This is a genomic window from Arthrobacter sp. UYEF21 (assembly GCF_040546085.1).
In the GTDB taxonomy this organism is placed as follows: domain Bacteria; phylum Actinomycetota; class Actinomycetes; order Actinomycetales; family Micrococcaceae; genus Arthrobacter.
The window spans coordinates 56,664-71,716 of record NZ_JBEPNF010000008.1; the positions used below are offsets into that span (position 1 = coordinate 56,664).

Sequence of the window (15,053 nt, forward strand, 5' to 3'; positions counted from 1 at the left end):
GAAGCTACTTAAATGCCGCACGTGACCTGCCAGGCACCACCGCACGCAGCACCACATTGTTACAGCACCAATCTGCTATAGAGCCGGAGACACTTGATGAGCCACGATCTGACCACGACAGCGGGAAAAATCGCCGACTTCCGCGACCGCCAGGCCCGTGCAGAGCTGCCATCCGGTCCCGAAGCCGTCGAAAAGCAGCATGCCCGCGGCAAGAACACCGCCCGCGAGCGCGTTGACCTCCTGCTGGATGAAGGCTCTTTCGTGGAGCTGGATGCGCTGGCAGTCCACCGCTCCACAGCCTTTGGCATGGAAAACAAAAAGCCGCTCGGTGACGGCCTGGTCTCCGGCTACGGCACGGTTGACGGCCGCCCGGTGGCGGTCTACAGCCAGGACTTCTCCGTCTACGGCGGGTCGCTGAGCCAGGTCAACGGCGAGAAGATCGTCAAGGTCCAGGAGTTCGCCCTGCGCAACGGCTGCCCGGTGGTGGGCATCCTCGACGGCGGCGGCGCCCGCATCCAGGAAGGCGTTGCCTCGCTGGCCATGTTTGCGGACATCTTCCGCAACAACGTCCATGCTTCCGGCGTGGTCCCGCAGATTTCGCTCATTATGGGACCGTCCGCCGGCGGCGCCGCGTACTCCCCCGCGCTTACCGACTACGTGGTGATGGTGGACAAGACCTCGCACATGTTCATCACCGGCCCGGACGTCATCAAGACCGTCACCGGCGAGGATGTGGACATGGAAACGCTGGGCGGGGCCCGGCAGCACAATGCCAACACGGGCACGTCCACCTACCTGGCCTCCGACGAAGCCGATGCGATCGGCTTCGTCCGCGAACTGCTGGACTTCCTGCCGTCCAACAACCTCGCCGAGGCGCCGGTGCTGGAGCACCAGCAGGAGCTGGAGGCGGACGACGACGACCTCGCCCTGGATACGCTCGTGCCGGACTCCGCCAACCAGCCCTACGATATGCGCACGGTAATCGAGCAGATCGTGGACGACGCGCACTTCCTGGAGATGCAGTCCTTGTATGCACCCAACGTGATCATCGGCTACGGCCGGGTGGAGGGGCACACGGTTGGAATCGTGGCCAACCAGCCGATGCAGTTTGCCGGCACCCTGGACATCGCCGCCTCGGAAAAGGCCGCCCGCTTCGTCCGGAACTGCGACGCGTTCAATGTCCCCATCATCACGCTGGTGGACGTGCCGGGCTTCCTGCCCGGCAAGGACCAGGAGTTCCAGGGCATCATCCGCCGTGGCGCCAAACTGCTGTACGCGTACGCCGAGGCCACCGTCCCCAAACTGACCGTCATCACCCGCAAGGCCTACGGCGGAGCATACATCGTGATGGGATCAAAGAAACTCGGCGCGGACCTGAATCTGGCCTGGCCCACAGCCCAGATCGGCGTGATGGGCGCCCAGGGTGCAGTCAACATCCTGTACCGCCGCGACCTGGCCGCCGTTGCCGAGGCCGGCGGCGACGTTGAGGCCCGCCGTGCCGAAGTCGTCCAACAGTACGAAGAGGAGCTGCTGAACCCTTACCAGGCTGCCCAGCTGGGTTACGTGGACGCGGTCATCGCACCGTCCGAAACAAGGCTCCAGATCATCAGGGGCCTGCGCGCCCTCCGTGACAAGCGGGCCAGCCTGCCCGCCAAAAAACACGGGAACATCCCGCTGTGAGCGCGAAAAATCCGGTGCTTGAGCCTGTCGAAACCCCTGAGGCATCTTCGGCCCCGCTGATTTCTGTGGCCAAAGGCGAACCGTCTGCCGAGGAGCTCGCGGCGCTGACCGCCGTCGTGCTTTCCCTGGGCGGCACAGACCCAGCGGCGACCGCGAAGCTCCCGCTGCGTCACTGGGTGCGACGGCAGCAATTGCGGCTCGCGCCGACGCCGGGTCCCGGCGCGTGGAAGCGAAGCCGGGGCTAGGCTCGTGGGGTGACTACCGAAACCCCGCCTGCCGTCCGTCCGCCCACCGCCATCGATGCCGTGGCGAATCACTATACCGACACGCTTATCCGGCTGAATCCGAGTTTCGCCACCGAACTGGGGCTGCCCGGCCACGAGACCGAGTACCAGGACTACTCCCGTGCCGGCATCGCCGAATTCGCGGCGGAGGCCCGGAGGGCGCTGGCCGCCCTGGACGGTCTGGAACCGCAGGACGATGTGGACGGTGTCACCCTGGACTCCATGCGTGAGCGGCTGGGTCTGCAGCTGGAAATCCACGAATCCGGCTGGGACGAAGCGGGCCTGAACAACATCGCCTCGCCCGCGCAGGACATCCGGGCCATTTTTGACCTGATGCCCACGGATAGCGCCGAGCACTGGGAGCACATCGCGGCCCGCGCACTCAACGTTCCCGGCGCCATCGCGGGCTACATCGAATCCCTTCGCCGGGCCCGTGACTCGGGGAAAGTGTCAGCCGCACGCCAGGTTTCGATCGTTATCGAGCAGACCACCAAGTACGCTGCCGACGACGGCTTCTTCGCTAAGCTCGCCGCCGGTGCGCGCACCGGCGAAGGCCCGCTGGACACTGCAGGGCAGGTAAAGCTCGACGCCGGTGCTGCCGCGGCGCGGGGTGCCTACCGCGGCCTTGCAGAGTTCCTCCGCGCGGAACTGCTGCCTGCCGCCCCGGAAAAGGATGCGGTGGGCCGGGAACGCTACGCGCTGGCCTCGCGCTCGTTCCTGGGCGCCGCCGTCGACCTCGAAGAGACCTACGAGTGGGGCCTCCAGGAACTCGGCAGACTCATTTCCGAGCAGAAAAAGGTCGCCGCCACCATCAAGCCCGGAGCCAGCATCGCGGAGGCGAAGGACCTCCTCAACAATGACCCCGCCCGCCAGCTCAAGGGGACGGACGCGCTCAAGGCGTGGATGCAGGGACTCTCCGACAAGGCTGTTGCCGACCTCGCCGGTGTGCACTTCGACATCCCTGACGTGATGAAGAAGCTCGAATGCCTCATCGCCCCCACTGATGAGGGCGGCATTTACTACACAGGCCCCTCCGATGATTTCAGCCGTCCCGGCCGGATGTGGTGGTCAGTGCCTGCCGGCGAGGAGACCTTTACCACCTGGGCCGAAACCACCACCGTCTTCCACGAAGGCGTCCCCGGGCACCACCTGCAGGTAGCCACCGCCACCTACCGCCGGGAACTGCTCAACAAGTGGCGGCGCAACGTCTGCTGGACCTCCGGACATGGCGAGGGCTGGGCGCTGTACGCCGAGAAGCTGATGCAGGAACTCGGCTACCTGGCCGATCCGGGCGACCACATGGGCATGCTGGACATGCAGCGGATGCGCGCGGCCCGGGTGGTGTTCGACATCGGCGTCCACCTGGAACTTGAGATCCCCGAACGCTGGGGCACCGGGACCTGGACACCGGACAGGGGCTACGCCTTCCTCAAGGAAAACCTGCCCATCAGCGAGGGCCAGCTCAACTTCGAATTCACCCGCTACCTCGGTTGGCCAGGCCAGGCCCCCTCCTACAAGGTGGGCCAGCGTCTCTGGGAACAGATCCGCGCCGACCTCGAGAGCCGGCCCGGCTTCGACCTGAAGGCCTTCCACACCAAGGCACTCAACATCGGCTCCGTGGGCCTCGATACGCTCAGGCGCGCTCTGCTGGAACCTCCCACCCCCTGAGTTTTTGTCCAGATAATGCGCCCTGAAGCCGGTCGAGGACGCATTATCTGGACAAAAACTCTTGAGTAAGGTGAGAGTCTTGCCACATGGCCGCCGGGAATAACTTCATATTTCCCTTATATGACACCGGATTTCCGAGGATTTCAGGATGCGAACGACCATACGGCGACGTAACATTTCTCAACATCCGTTCGCCGTGATATTTGGGGTGGGCCTAGCGTGTTCTGGTGAGCACTCAAACCCGCACCCCCGACCCCGCAGGAAAGACCGGCTTCCAGCTGCCCAAGTGGGCTGGCTCGTTCGGCTTCCAGATCATCGCCGCCCTCATCGTAGGCCTGGGCCTCGGCTTACTGGCCAAATACACGGGCAGCACGAAGGCGGCCCCCAACGGTCTCGGCGCCACGTTGCAGACCGTCGGCTCCAGCTATATCTCCCTGCTGCAGACCGCTGTGGTCCCGTTGATCTTCACGGCAGTGGTCAGTTCCATCTCCAACCTGCGCCAGGTTTCCAATGCCGCCAAGCTGGCCTGGAACACCCTGCTGTGGTTTGCCATCACGTCCCTGATCGCAGTCCTGATCGGCATCGGGCTCGGCGTGCTCCTGCAGCCCGGCGCGAACACCGGAATCACCCAGGAGGCCAAGTACGCGGGCAAGACCGGCGACTGGTGGTCCTTCCTGAGCGGGCTCTTCCCCAAGAACTTCCTCGGCCTGGGTGCCAGCTCCACCGTGGCTGAATCCGGCGCCGTCACCACCGCAGTCAGCTTCAATGTGCTCCAGATCCTGGTGATCGCCATCGCCGTCGGCGTGGCCGCACTCAAGGTGGGCAAGGCCGCTGAGCCGTTCCTGAACCTCAACGCCTCCGCGCTGGCCGTCATCCAGAAGGTCCTGTGGTGGATCATCCGGATTGCCCCTGTCGGCACCGTGGGCCTGATCGGCAACGCCGTGGCCGTCTACGGCTGGGACACCATCGGTGCGCTCGGCAAGTTCACATTCGCCATCTACGTCGGCCTGGCCCTGGTGATGTTTGTTGTCTACCCGGTCCTGGTCCGCAGCCACGGGCTCTCCGTCACGCAGTACTTCTCCGGCGTCTGGCCGGCAGTACAGCTGGCCTTTGTTTCCCGCTCGTCGATCGGAACCCTGCCGCTGACCCAGCGAGTCACCGAACGGAACCTGGGCGTTCCGCGTGCGTATGCCTCCTTCGCAGTGCCCCTGGGCGCCACCACCAAGATGGATGGCTGCGCCGCAATCTACCCGGCTATCTCGGCCATCTTTGTGGCCCAGTTCTTCGGCATCCAGCTGGACTTCAGCCACTACCTGCTGATCGCGCTCGTCTCGGTCCTCGGTTCCGCCGCGACGGCCGGCACCACCGGCGCCGTGGTGATGCTCACCCTGACGCTCTCCACGCTGGGACTGCCGCTGGCCGGCGTCGGCCTCCTGCTGGCCGTCGATCCCATCCTGGACATGGGCCGCACCGCGCTCAACGTGGCGGGCCAGGCTCTCGTCCCCGCTATCGTGTCCAAGCGCCAGGGCATCCTTGACGAGACGCTCTACAACGCGCCCCGCAACGGCAACCCGTTCGCGGACGACGACGCCGACTCCCCCACCGCGGATCCGTCCGCCGCAGCCCGGGGTACTGACTCTCCTGGCGCCGGACGCGAACTGGCCGACGCGAAAGCCTGACGCCGCCGCCCGCACCACCGACGCGGCCCGCACCGCACCGCCCACCGCCCTGAGTTTTTGTCCAGATAATGCCGCCCGGAGTCACTTAAATGGGCATTATCTGGACAAAAACTCTTTAGGGGGCGGTGTTGTGGCTTAACGCCCGCCGCCGCCAATCACCCCGTTCTGGACGGCCTTGGTGACAGCGTCCGCCTCAGCCTGGGTCAGCTTGCCGTCGGTGACCGCTGTGTCCAGGCGGGTTTTCAGCGCCGCGGCATGTTCTGCCTGTTCAGCGGTGCGCAGCTCGTCCAGTGCCGCCGTCACCTTGGCTTCGTCCACTCCGAGAGCAGCCGCAAGGGACTTGGCGAGCTCAGCTTGCGTGTTTGCAGGGTCCCGCCGCGCTCCTTCAGCCGGCTTGGTGGTGGGTTTGTTGGCCTCACGGAAGGACTTCAGCGCGTCCGTCACCTTGGCCTCGTCGACGCCGAGCTTGGTGGCAAGTTCCGCGGCGTCCACGCCGCGGAAGCCGCCGTGCCCATGGCCGCCGCGCCCGCCCTTGCCGTGGGCAGGCGCAGTGCTGGTGCTGCCGTCGGCGGAGGCGCTCGAGCTGGCGCTCGGCGTAGGCGTTGTGGTTGCCGAAGCCACGCCGGCTATCCCGATCCCTGCACCGAGGGCCAGCGCGGCGGCCGTCAGGCCGACGGCAATTCTTTTCTTCCGTACCATTTCTGTCTCCTGGATCTGCCGTCAGGTGACGGCTGGTCGTATGTCCCTGATTGGGACTCTTCCAGTCTCTGTAGGCAGCATCAGGGTGAGCTGTCGGGAACCTTTCATCTTCCTGTGAATTAATTTGCGCGTCGTGCAAACTTGCACGTAGTGTAACTTCATGCCCGAACTTCTCACGCGCCGTGAACTCAACAAGGCCGCCACCCATCAGGCCATCACCGATGCTGCCCTGGCGCTGCTGCGCGGCAAAGGACAGGGGAACTTCACGGTGGAGGATATTGCCGAGCTGGCAGGGATCTCGCGGCGTACCTTCTTCAACTACTTCAGCAGCATCGAAGCGGCGCTGGCCTCGGTAACGCACGGCTTCCTGGACAGCGCCCTGCAGCAATTTCGGCAGCGTCCCGCCGATGAGCCGATCCTTGAATCCGCCCGCACCGCCCTCATGCAGCTGGCTGACCCCATGACCGTGGCCCCACTGGCTGAGCTGTTCACGCTGACACAGGACAATGCTCTCCTGTCCCGCTCCGAGCTGGAGGCCTGGGACCACTGCACCGAACAAATCATCAGCGCGGCCAGGGAACGCTTCGCGGGCGCCCCGGGTGCCGCCGTCGACGAGCTCTACCTGCGGGCCCTCGCGGGTTCGGTCATCGCCTGCGGCAAGGCCGCCATGGACGTGTGGTTCGCCCAATGCGGCGCTGACCTCTCCCCCGCCTCGCTCGCCATCCTGCGCCAACTGCTGATTGATGCCATGGGCCACCTTGGCTCCGGCTTCGGAAGCCCCACCGCTGCCGGCACCGCCCCCACTGCTGCACCCACTACCCTCCTCAAAGAACGGCTCTGACATGGCCCTGCTGCTCTACCGCCTCGGCAAGTTCTCCTACCGGCACCGCTGGCTGGTCATATCTCTCTGGCTCGCCGTATTGGTGGCCGTCGGCGGCTCCGCTGCCGCCTTCCACGGCACGCTGTCCAACAATTTCCAGATTCCCGGCACCGAGACCCAGCGCATCGCGGACAAGCTGAAGGCAGAACTGCCCGCCGCCTCTGGCGGTTCCGCGACCATCGTGTTCGAAGCCCCCGCCAGCGGCTTCACCGACGGGGGCCGCGCGGCCGTTACGGCGGTCCTCACCAGACTCGGCGAACTGCCGGAAGTCAAAGCCACCACGGATCCGTTCGCCACCCAGGCCCAGCTGGACCAGGCCGGACAGGCAATCACGGACGGTGAGCAGCAGCTCTCCGCCGGCCAGTCCCGCCTTGACGCATCGCGGGCAGAGCTCGACGCCGGTGCAGCGCAGCTGAATGCCGCAGAGCAGCAGCTCACGGCCGCCGGAGCGCCCGCCACCATCATCGAGGCCCAGCTGGGACAGCAGAAGGCAGCCGTGGCCCAGGGCCAAGTACAGCTTGCTGCCGGCACACAGGAACTCGAAGCCGCGAAGGCCAAGCTGGACCTGGGCAAACGGCAGGCTGAAGCCTCCCGCGGGATCAGGTTCGTTTCTGAGGACGGCCAGGCTGCGGTGGCCCAGGTGCGGTTCAACACTTCCATCAACGCCCTGACACCCGCAGTGCGCCAGCAGGTCCAGGACATTGCGCACGAAACATCGGCCGCCGGCGTCACGGCGCTGGCCAGCAAGGAAATCACCGAGGACATCTCTGAGCTCTTCGGTACCGCCGAAATCATCGGCATCGCCGTGGCCGCCCTGGTGCTGATCCTGATGCTCGGCACCCTGATCGCTGCCGGTCTGCCCCTCCTGATGGCCGTGATCGGCGTCGGAGTTGGCGTGGGCATCACCTTCGCCCTGTCCGGAGCGTTCGACATGAGCTCCATCTCCCCCATGCTCGCCCTGATGCTTGGCCTGGCCGTGGGCATCGACTATTCCCTCTTCCTCGTCAACCGGCACCGGACCCAGCTGCTCGCGGGCATGGATCCGGAGGAGTCCGTGGCGCGTGCCACCGGAACCTCCGGCAACGCGGTGTTCTTTGCCGGCCTGACCGTCATCATTGCCCTGGCGGCCCTCGTGGTGCCCGGCCTGCCGTTCCTGAGCGTGATGGGCCTGGCCGCGGCCGGCACCGTGGCGGTGGCCGTGCTGGTGGCGCTCTCGCTGACGCCGGCCATGCTGTCCCTGATCGGGCGGCGCATCATTTCCCGGCGGGCCTGGGCCAAGGCCGAAGCCCACAACGCGGAGGCTGGCCACGAGGCTGCCGACCGGGTCAAAGACGAAGCCAAGAGCACCCGGGGCTGGGGTGGCCTGGTAACGCGGCACCCCATCGTGGCGCTCGCGGCCGGTGTGCTCCTCCTGGGCACGCTCGCCCTGCCTGCCGCGCAGCTCCAGCTGGCACTGCCCGACGGCGGCTCCGAACCGGTCGAATCCGAGGCGTACCAGGCCTACGACGTCACCGCCCGCAGCTTCGGCGAAGGTGTCACCGGCCCCATCGTGGTGGTGGGCGAGTTCCCGGCCGGCCTGGACGAAACACAGGCCCAGGAACTGCAGTACGACGTCGCGGACCTGATCCGCGGCGTGGACAACGTGGTGGCTGCTGTGCCCGTGGCATTGAGCGTGGACCGCACCACCGCGGTGTTCCAGGTCATCCCCGAAGAGGGCCCCGCCAAGGCAGGCACTGTCCGGGTGGTCAGCGAGCTCCGCGAACGCGGCGCACAGATCAAGTCCGATACCGGAGTCACCATCGGCCTGACAGGGCAGACCGCGGGCAACATCGACGTCTCCACGAAACTCGGTGACGCCCTGCCGCCCTACCTGGCGATCGTCGTCGGACTTTCCCTCGTGCTGTTACTGCTGGTGTTCCGATCCATTGTGGTTCCGCTGCTGGCAACCGGCGGTTTCCTGCTGTCCCTGGCCGCCGCGTTCGGCCTGGTGGTGGCCGTCTACCAGTGGGGCTGGCTGGGCGGTGTGTTCGACGTCGCCAATCCCGGCGCGGTGCTGAGCTTCCTGCCGATCATCCTGATCGGTGTGCTGTTCGGCCTGGCCATGGACTACCAGGTGTTCATCGCATCCGGCATGCGCGAGTCCTATATGCATGGCGCCCAGGCGAAAAAGGCTGTACGGATCGGCTTCAGCCATGCCGGCGCCGTGGTGACCGCCGCCGCGATCATCATGGTCAGTGTGTTCGCCGGCTTCATCTTCAGCCACCTGACCATGGTCCGGCCGCTAGGCTTCGCCATGGCGTTCGGTGTGCTGCTGGATGCGTTTGTGGTCCGCATGACGATCGTCCCGGCCGTGATGTACCTGCTGGGCGAAAAGACCTGGTGGCTGCCGAAGTGGCTGGACCGCATCCTTCCCGATGTCGACGTGGAGGGGGCCAAGCTGGAACGCCGGGAATCCGGGACGCGGAAGCTCTCCGAGCCGGTCCACTAGGCTGACTCCGTGACCCGATTGATCTTGGCCTCCCAGTCCCCCGCCCGCACCAAACTCCTGGCCGACGCCGGAATCCGGCACTCGGTGCTGGTCTCCGACGTTGATGAAGACGCAGTCCAGGCCCGCTACGGGGTCACGGATCCGCACGACACAGCACTTCTGCTGGCACGCGCCAAGGCCGAGGCCGTGGCCGCGCTGCCGGAGGCGGACGGTGCGCTGGTCATCGGCTGCGACTCGGTGTTTGAGTTCGACGGCGAGGCACACGGCAAGCCGTACACCGCCGACGTCGCCCGCGAACGGATGCTCCGGATGAGCGGCAACAGCGGGGTGCTGCATACCGGGCATTGGCTGGTGGACTGCCGCGACACGGCGGCCGACGGCGGCGCCGACGACGCCGGGTCCACGGGTCCGGGCTCCGGCGCCACGCTCGGGGCGGTCACCTCCGCCGAGGTATGTTTCACGGACATGGAACCGGAGGAAATCGACGCCTACATCGCCACCGGTGAGCCGCTGAACTGCGCCGGCTCATTTACCATCGACGGCTTAGGCGGGGCGTTCATCCGGAAGGTGGACGGGGACCCGCACGCCGTCGTCGGGCTCTCCATTTCGACGCTACGGGCCCTCCTGGCGCAGGCCAACGTGCGCATCACGGAGCTTTGGCCGGCCGGGTAGTCCGGATCAATTTGCGGTGCGATTGTAGGTTCCCTACAAAGCTCCGCCCGTTTACCCACGGAATCCGCAAGTAATATCGGCGGAACCCTCAAAATCGCGCTAGGCTCCCTGAAGGAAAGAAGGAGACGCCTTGTCAGCAATTTTGCAGCAGTCCGCAAGTCCCGTGCAGTCGAACCTCACCAAGGTGCTGATCGCCAACCGCGGTGAAATCGCAGTGCGGATCATCCGCGCGGCACGTGATGAGGGCATTGCCTCCGTGGCTGTCTACGCCGACCCTGACCGCGACGCGCTGCATGTCCGGCTTGCTGATGAGGCCTACTCCCTGGGTGGCAACACCGCCGCCGAGTCCTATCTGGTGATGGACAAAATTATTGACGCTGCCCGCCAGTCCGGCGCCGACGCCATCCACCCCGGCTATGGCTTCCTGGCCGAGAACGCCGACTTCGCCGCCAAGGTGATCGACGCCGGCATCACCTGGATCGGCCCCTCCCCTGAGGCAATCTCCGCCCTGGGCGACAAGGTGCAGGCCCGCCACATCGCCGAGAAGGTGGGCGCACCCCAGGTTCCTGGCACCGCCGATCCCGTGCAGTCGGCCGAGGAAATCCTTGAGTTCGTGGACAAATTCGGCTTGCCGGTGGCCATCAAGGCTGCTTTCGGCGGTGGCGGCCGTGGCATCAAGGTGGCCCGCACCCGCGAGGAAATTCCCGAACTGTTTGAATCGGCCGTCCGCGAAGCCACTGCAGCGTTTGGCCGCGGCGAGTGCTTCATCGAACGCTTCCTGGACGCCCCGCGGCACGTGGAAACCCAATGCCTGGCGGACGCCCACGGCAACGTTGTTGTCATCTCCACCCGCGACTGCTCCCTGCAGCGCCGCAACCAGAAGCTTGTAGAGGAAGCCCCGGCCCCGTTCCTCACCGAAGAGCAGAACCGCCGGTTGTACGAATCCTCCAAGGCCATCATGAAGGAGGCCGGCTACGTAGGCGCCGGAACCTGCGAATTCCTGGTCGGCCAGGACGGCGCCATCTCCTTCCTCGAGGTCAACACCCGCCTTCAGGTGGAGCACTGCGTCTCTGAGGAAGTCACCGGAATCGACCTGGTCCGCGAACAGTTCCGGGTGGCCCGCGGCGAGGAGCTGGGCTACGGCGATCCCGAGGTCCGCGGCCACTCGTTCGAATTCCGCATCACGGGCGAGGATCCAGGCCGCAACTTCATGCCTGCTCCGGGCACCATCACCACTTTGAAGAACCCCACCGGCCCGGGAGTCCGGATCGACTCGGGCGTGGAACAGGGGGACGTCATCAGCGGCAACTTCGACTCGATGCTCTCCAAGCTGATCGTCACCGGCGCCACCCGCGCCCAGGCCCTGCAGCGTTCACGCAGGGCCTTGGAGGAAATGGTGGTGGAAGGCATCCCCACCGTGATCCCCTTCGACCTCGCCGTCGTTTCGGACCCTGCTTTCGCCCCCGTGGAAGGGCCGTTCAGCATCCACACCCGCTGGATCGAAACCGCCTTCATCAACGACATCCCTGCCTGGACGCCGAACGGCACCGAGGCTGAGGCGGCCGACGCCGAGGAACGCCAGCGCGTGGTGGTTGAAGTCGGCGGCAAACGCCTCGAAGTGGTCCTGCCGGCTTCCCTGGGATCAGTCGGCACTGGTTCCGGCAGCGGCGCGAAGGCCGGCAAGTCCAAGAAACGCCTCCGATCCGGTGGCACTGCGGCGGCCGCCACCGGCAATGCCCTCACGTCCCCCATGCAGGGCACCATCGTCAAAGTGGCCGTGGCCAACGGCGACGTTGTGGCGGAAGGCGACCTCATCGTGGTGCTGGAAGCCATGAAGATGGAACAGCCCCTGACCGCGCACCGTTCCGGCACCATTGCCGGACTCGGCGCAGTGGCCGGTGAGACGGTTTCGGCCGGCGCCGTCATCGCCACGATCGAAGACTAGACCCCGCCGGAGGCACCCCATGCTCGCACCCAGTTTCGAAGAAGAAGTGGCCAGCTACCACCTGGCCGTTCCGGAGATCACCCGCGGTAATCCCGGGCCGGTCAAGGACCTGTATTCCAGGCTTGACGACGTCACCCTGGCCAATCCTTTCGGCGGCATCGCCCGCGGCTGGGCGCAGGTGGAAGCACGCCTGGACCAGGCATCGCGGCAGTTCCAGGACGGCGAGATGCTGGGGTTCGAAACCATCACGTCCTACACCGCACGCGACACCGCCTACCTGGTGGAGACGGAACACTTCAAGGCCCGTCTGGAAGGCGCCCCGCTCACGGAGGAGTTCGCACTGCGGGTGACCAGCATCTTCCGCCGTGAAGAGGGCTATTGGAAGCTGGTCCACCGGCACGCCGACCCCGCTGCCCGCCCGCAGTCCCGGCGGTCCCTGGCCCAGCCGGCCGTTGAACCCGCCGGGCACTGAGTCCGGCCGATACTAAGTTCGGCGGACATTGAGTTCGGCAGCCATTGAGCCGCGGCACCACTTGGCATTGGCCTGTGCTCTTGGCGTGAGGGTGGGGCCCTGGGGCACACTTAGCGTGTGAAGCCTTTCCTGCTCCTGGCCTCCCGGGCCGAAGACGACGCCGCGGAGGACGAGTACGCCGCCTACCTGCGGTACGCCGGCCTGGCCCCGGCACAGCTCCGCCGCATCCGGCTGGAGGCCGCTCCCCTGCCGGACCTTGACCTGGCGGCGTACGCCGGGGTGATTGTGGGCGGCAGCCCGTTCACGTCCAGCGACCCCTCGGATCACAAAAGCGCCACCCAGCACCGCGTGGAACGGGAGCTAGCCGGGCTGCTGGACCTGATCGTGGACCAGGACTTTCCATTCCTCGGCGCCTGCTACGGGGTGGGAACGCTGGGAACACACCAGGGTGCCGTGATCGACAGGACGTTCGGCGAACCCCTGGGCGGTGTGGAGATCGAACTGACGGAGGCGGGCATCGCAGACCCTGTCCTGCGCGGAATGCCACGCCGGTTCAACGCCTTCACGGGCCACAAGGAAGCCTGCACCACACTGCCTTCGCATGCCGTGCTGCTCGCGTCCTCCCAGGCGTGCCCCGTCCAGATGTTCCGGATCAAACAGAACCTGTACGCCACGCAGTTCCATCCCGAACTGGATGTCGAGGGCCTGGTCACCCGGATAGATATCTACCGCCATGCCGGGTACTTCCCGCCGGAGTCCGCGGAGGAGCTGATGGCGAAAGCCCGCCGCTCCACTGTCACCGAACCCATGAGCATCCTGAAGAATTTCGTGGCCCGCTACCGCAGCTGAGCTCCCGGACTGTCGGGAGCCCGCCGTCGTGCGTTCCGGCCCGGCTGCTTGGTCCCGGACGCAGAAATGCCCGGCGCGCTCCCCGGACTACCAGGGAACACGCCGGGCGTTTCCGGCAGTAAGCGGGCTGGAACGTCAGGCTACGTTGTTCTCGTAGTCCGTGTCCTTGGTTTCCTTACTCAGGAACAGGGCGAACAGCGTCAGGACGGACATGACGGTCAGGTAGACACCAACCAGCACCGGGCTGCCCTTCGCCATTTCCCACAGCCAGACGGCGATGAACGGTGCCACGGCTGCGCCCAGAATGCTGGAGAAGTTGTAGCTAATGGCCGAACCGGTGTACCGGACGTTGGTGGGAAAGAGTTCCGGCAGGACGGCGCCCATGGGCCCGAACGTCAGTCCCATGAGCGAAAAGCCCAGGATCAGCAGGGCCATGGTCCCTACAAAGCCGCCGCTGAAGAGCGGAACCCACAGCAGGCCGAACACAAAGATGCCGGCGGTCACCGCCAGCAGCATCCTGCGGCGGCCGAACTTCTCGGCGAACGGCCCGGAGACCAATGTGAAAATACCGAAGAACACGACGCCGGCAATCAGCATCCAGAGGAAATCGTTGCGGCTGAAGCCCAAACCTGGAACGAATGCAGCAGCTGCTGCTTCAGACATCGGCTTGCCGGCCTTCTCAGCGGCTGCCCTAGCTGTATCCAGGCTGGCGGCGCGGGTGCCGTAGGTCAGCGTGAACGTGGTCATCAGGTAGAAGAGCACATAGGTGGCGAGCATAATGAACGTGCCCAGGATCAATTGGCGCCAGCTGGTCTTGAAGACCCGCGCCAGGGGCAGCTTGGCCACCTCTTTGGACTCGAGGACCTTGGTGAAGGCAGGCGTCTCGATCAACTTGAGACGGACGTAGAGCCCGATGATGACCATCACGGCGCTGATCAGGAACGGCACACGCCAGCCCCAGGCCAGGAAGGCTTCCGGCGACAGTGTGTAGCTGGCCACGAGGAAGATCACGTTGGCGATGATGAAGCCGATGGGCGCACCGAGCTGTGGGAACGTGCCGTAGATGGCGCGCTTGTTGGCGGGGGCGTTTTCGGTGGCCAGGAGGGCCGCACCGCTCCATTCGCCGCCGAGGGCCAGGCCCTGGGCAAAGCGCATGACCACCAGGAGGGCAGGGGCCCAGAATTGCCAGCCGGGGACGAGCGCAGTGGGCAGGCAGCCGATGAGGAACGTGGCAATACCCATGGTCAGCAGCGAAGCCACCAGGGTGCCCTTGCGGCCGAACTTGTCACCGAAGTGGCCAAAGACGATCGATCCCAAGGGTCGGGCCACGAACGCGACGCCGAATACTGCGAAGGAGCTGAGCAGCTGCGTGGTCTCGTTCTGGTTGGGGAAGAACAGTGCCGGGAAGACCAGCACAGCGGCGGTCGCATAGACGTAGAAGTCGTAGAACTCCACAGTGGTACCGATCAGGCTGGCAACAATCACGCGGCCGCGCGTGTTCACTGCCTTGGGTGATCCTTGCTCCGCGGAGGTTTGTGTGGAAGACATATGGACACACTTTCATGAGAACCGGCCGGGCATGATGAGGCCAGGCGCGCAGTAGTTAGAGTCCAATATTAGTTCCCGCCGTCCAGTCAATGGACAAGGATTCCAGCATCTGGACACGCGGGGTTTGTCTCACTTCGTGGCCCTTCACCCCGCCTCACGCCGCTTTCCAGGGGCAGACAGGGAAAAGTC

General features: G+C 65.6%; 12 protein-coding genes. 10 read left to right on the forward strand and 2 right to left on the reverse strand.

Annotated elements, in window-relative coordinates:
* Positions 1-96: 96 nt before the first annotated feature.
* The 4 genes from ABIB27_RS10375 to ABIB27_RS10390 all read left to right on the forward strand — a co-directional run bounded on the left by ABIB27_RS10375 (position 97) and on the right by ABIB27_RS10390 (position 5,311).
* Positions 97-1,680: an acyl-CoA carboxylase subunit beta gene (locus ABIB27_RS10375; protein ID WP_354215212.1), complete on the forward strand. Its 1,584-nt coding sequence runs from the start codon at positions 97-99 to the stop codon at positions 1,678-1,680.
* Positions 1,677-1,925: an acyl-CoA carboxylase subunit epsilon gene (locus tag ABIB27_RS10380; protein ID WP_354253857.1), complete on the forward strand. Its 249-nt coding sequence runs from the start codon at positions 1,677-1,679 to the stop codon at positions 1,923-1,925. The genes ABIB27_RS10375 and ABIB27_RS10380 overlap by 4 nt, the downstream gene beginning before the upstream one ends.
* A gap of 9 nt (positions 1,926-1,934) precedes the next feature.
* Positions 1,935-3,632: a DUF885 domain-containing protein gene (locus tag ABIB27_RS10385; RefSeq protein WP_354253858.1), complete on the forward strand. Its 1,698-nt coding sequence runs from the start codon at positions 1,935-1,937 to the stop codon at positions 3,630-3,632.
* Positions 3,633-3,859: 227 nt separating this feature from the next.
* Complete coding sequence (locus ABIB27_RS10390) at positions 3,860-5,311, forward strand: dicarboxylate/amino acid:cation symporter (protein WP_354253859.1); 1,452 nt, start codon at positions 3,860-3,862, stop codon at positions 5,309-5,311.
* A 135-nt stretch (positions 5,312-5,446) separates the two neighbouring features.
* On the opposite strand, the gene ABIB27_RS10395 is transcribed toward ABIB27_RS10390, so the two are convergent.
* Positions 5,447-6,010, reverse strand: a complete 564-nt coding sequence (locus tag ABIB27_RS10395) for a hypothetical protein (RefSeq protein ID WP_354215208.1) — start codon at positions 6,008-6,010, stop codon at positions 5,447-5,449.
* 160 nt (positions 6,011-6,170) lie between these two features.
* On the opposite strand from ABIB27_RS10395, the gene ABIB27_RS10400 reads away from it, so the two are divergent.
* The 6 genes from ABIB27_RS10400 to ABIB27_RS10425 all read left to right on the forward strand — a co-directional run bounded on the left by ABIB27_RS10400 (position 6,171) and on the right by ABIB27_RS10425 (position 13,316).
* The gene (locus ABIB27_RS10400; protein ID WP_354215207.1) at positions 6,171-6,851 is read left to right on the forward strand and encodes a TetR/AcrR family transcriptional regulator; all 681 of its coding nucleotides are present in this window, start codon (positions 6,171-6,173) and stop codon (positions 6,849-6,851) included.
* Position 6,852: 1 nt separating this feature from the next.
* Positions 6,853-9,378: an MMPL family transporter gene (locus ABIB27_RS10405; RefSeq protein ID WP_354253860.1), complete on the forward strand. Its 2,526-nt coding sequence runs from the start codon at positions 6,853-6,855 to the stop codon at positions 9,376-9,378.
* Positions 9,379-9,387: 9 nt separating this feature from the next.
* Entirely contained in the window at positions 9,388-10,050 is a 663-nt protein-coding gene (locus ABIB27_RS10410) for a Maf family protein (RefSeq protein WP_354215205.1), read from the forward strand.
* A 142-nt stretch (positions 10,051-10,192) separates the two neighbouring features.
* Positions 10,193-11,995, forward strand: coding sequence for an acetyl/propionyl/methylcrotonyl-CoA carboxylase subunit alpha (locus ABIB27_RS10415; protein WP_502909176.1), 1,803 nt, complete (start codon positions 10,193-10,195; stop codon positions 11,993-11,995).
* A 19-nt stretch (positions 11,996-12,014) separates the two neighbouring features.
* A complete protein-coding gene (locus ABIB27_RS10420; protein WP_354215203.1) occupies positions 12,015-12,467 on the forward strand; it encodes a YybH family protein in 453 nt (150 codons plus the stop codon).
* A 117-nt stretch (positions 12,468-12,584) separates the two neighbouring features.
* Positions 12,585-13,316 (forward strand): glutamine amidotransferase, encoded by a 732-nt coding sequence (locus ABIB27_RS10425; RefSeq protein ID WP_354215202.1) that lies wholly within the window; start codon positions 12,585-12,587, stop codon positions 13,314-13,316.
* A 135-nt stretch (positions 13,317-13,451) separates the two neighbouring features.
* On the opposite strand, the gene ABIB27_RS10430 is transcribed toward ABIB27_RS10425, so the two are convergent.
* Positions 13,452-14,864, reverse strand: coding sequence for an MFS transporter (locus tag ABIB27_RS10430; protein WP_354215201.1), 1,413 nt, complete (start codon positions 14,862-14,864; stop codon positions 13,452-13,454).
* Positions 14,865-15,053: the final 189 nt, after the last annotated feature.

Coding starts and splice junctions, on each gene's coding strand:
- ABIB27_RS10375 (WP_354215212.1), top strand. CDS start 97: ATGAGCCACGATCTGACCACGACAGCGGGAAAAATCGCCGACTTCCGC.
- ABIB27_RS10395 (WP_354215208.1), bottom strand. CDS start 6,010: ATGGTACGGAAGAAAAGAATTGCCGTCGGCCTGACGGCCGCCGCGCTG.
- ABIB27_RS10400 (WP_354215207.1), top strand. CDS start 6,171: ATGCCCGAACTTCTCACGCGCCGTGAACTCAACAAGGCCGCCACCCAT.
- ABIB27_RS10405 (WP_354253860.1), top strand. CDS start 6,853: ATGGCCCTGCTGCTCTACCGCCTCGGCAAGTTCTCCTACCGGCACCGC.
- ABIB27_RS10420 (WP_354215203.1), top strand. CDS start 12,015: ATGCTCGCACCCAGTTTCGAAGAAGAAGTGGCCAGCTACCACCTGGCC.
- ABIB27_RS10430 (WP_354215201.1), bottom strand. CDS start 14,864: ATGTCTTCCACACAAACCTCCGCGGAGCAAGGATCACCCAAGGCAGTG.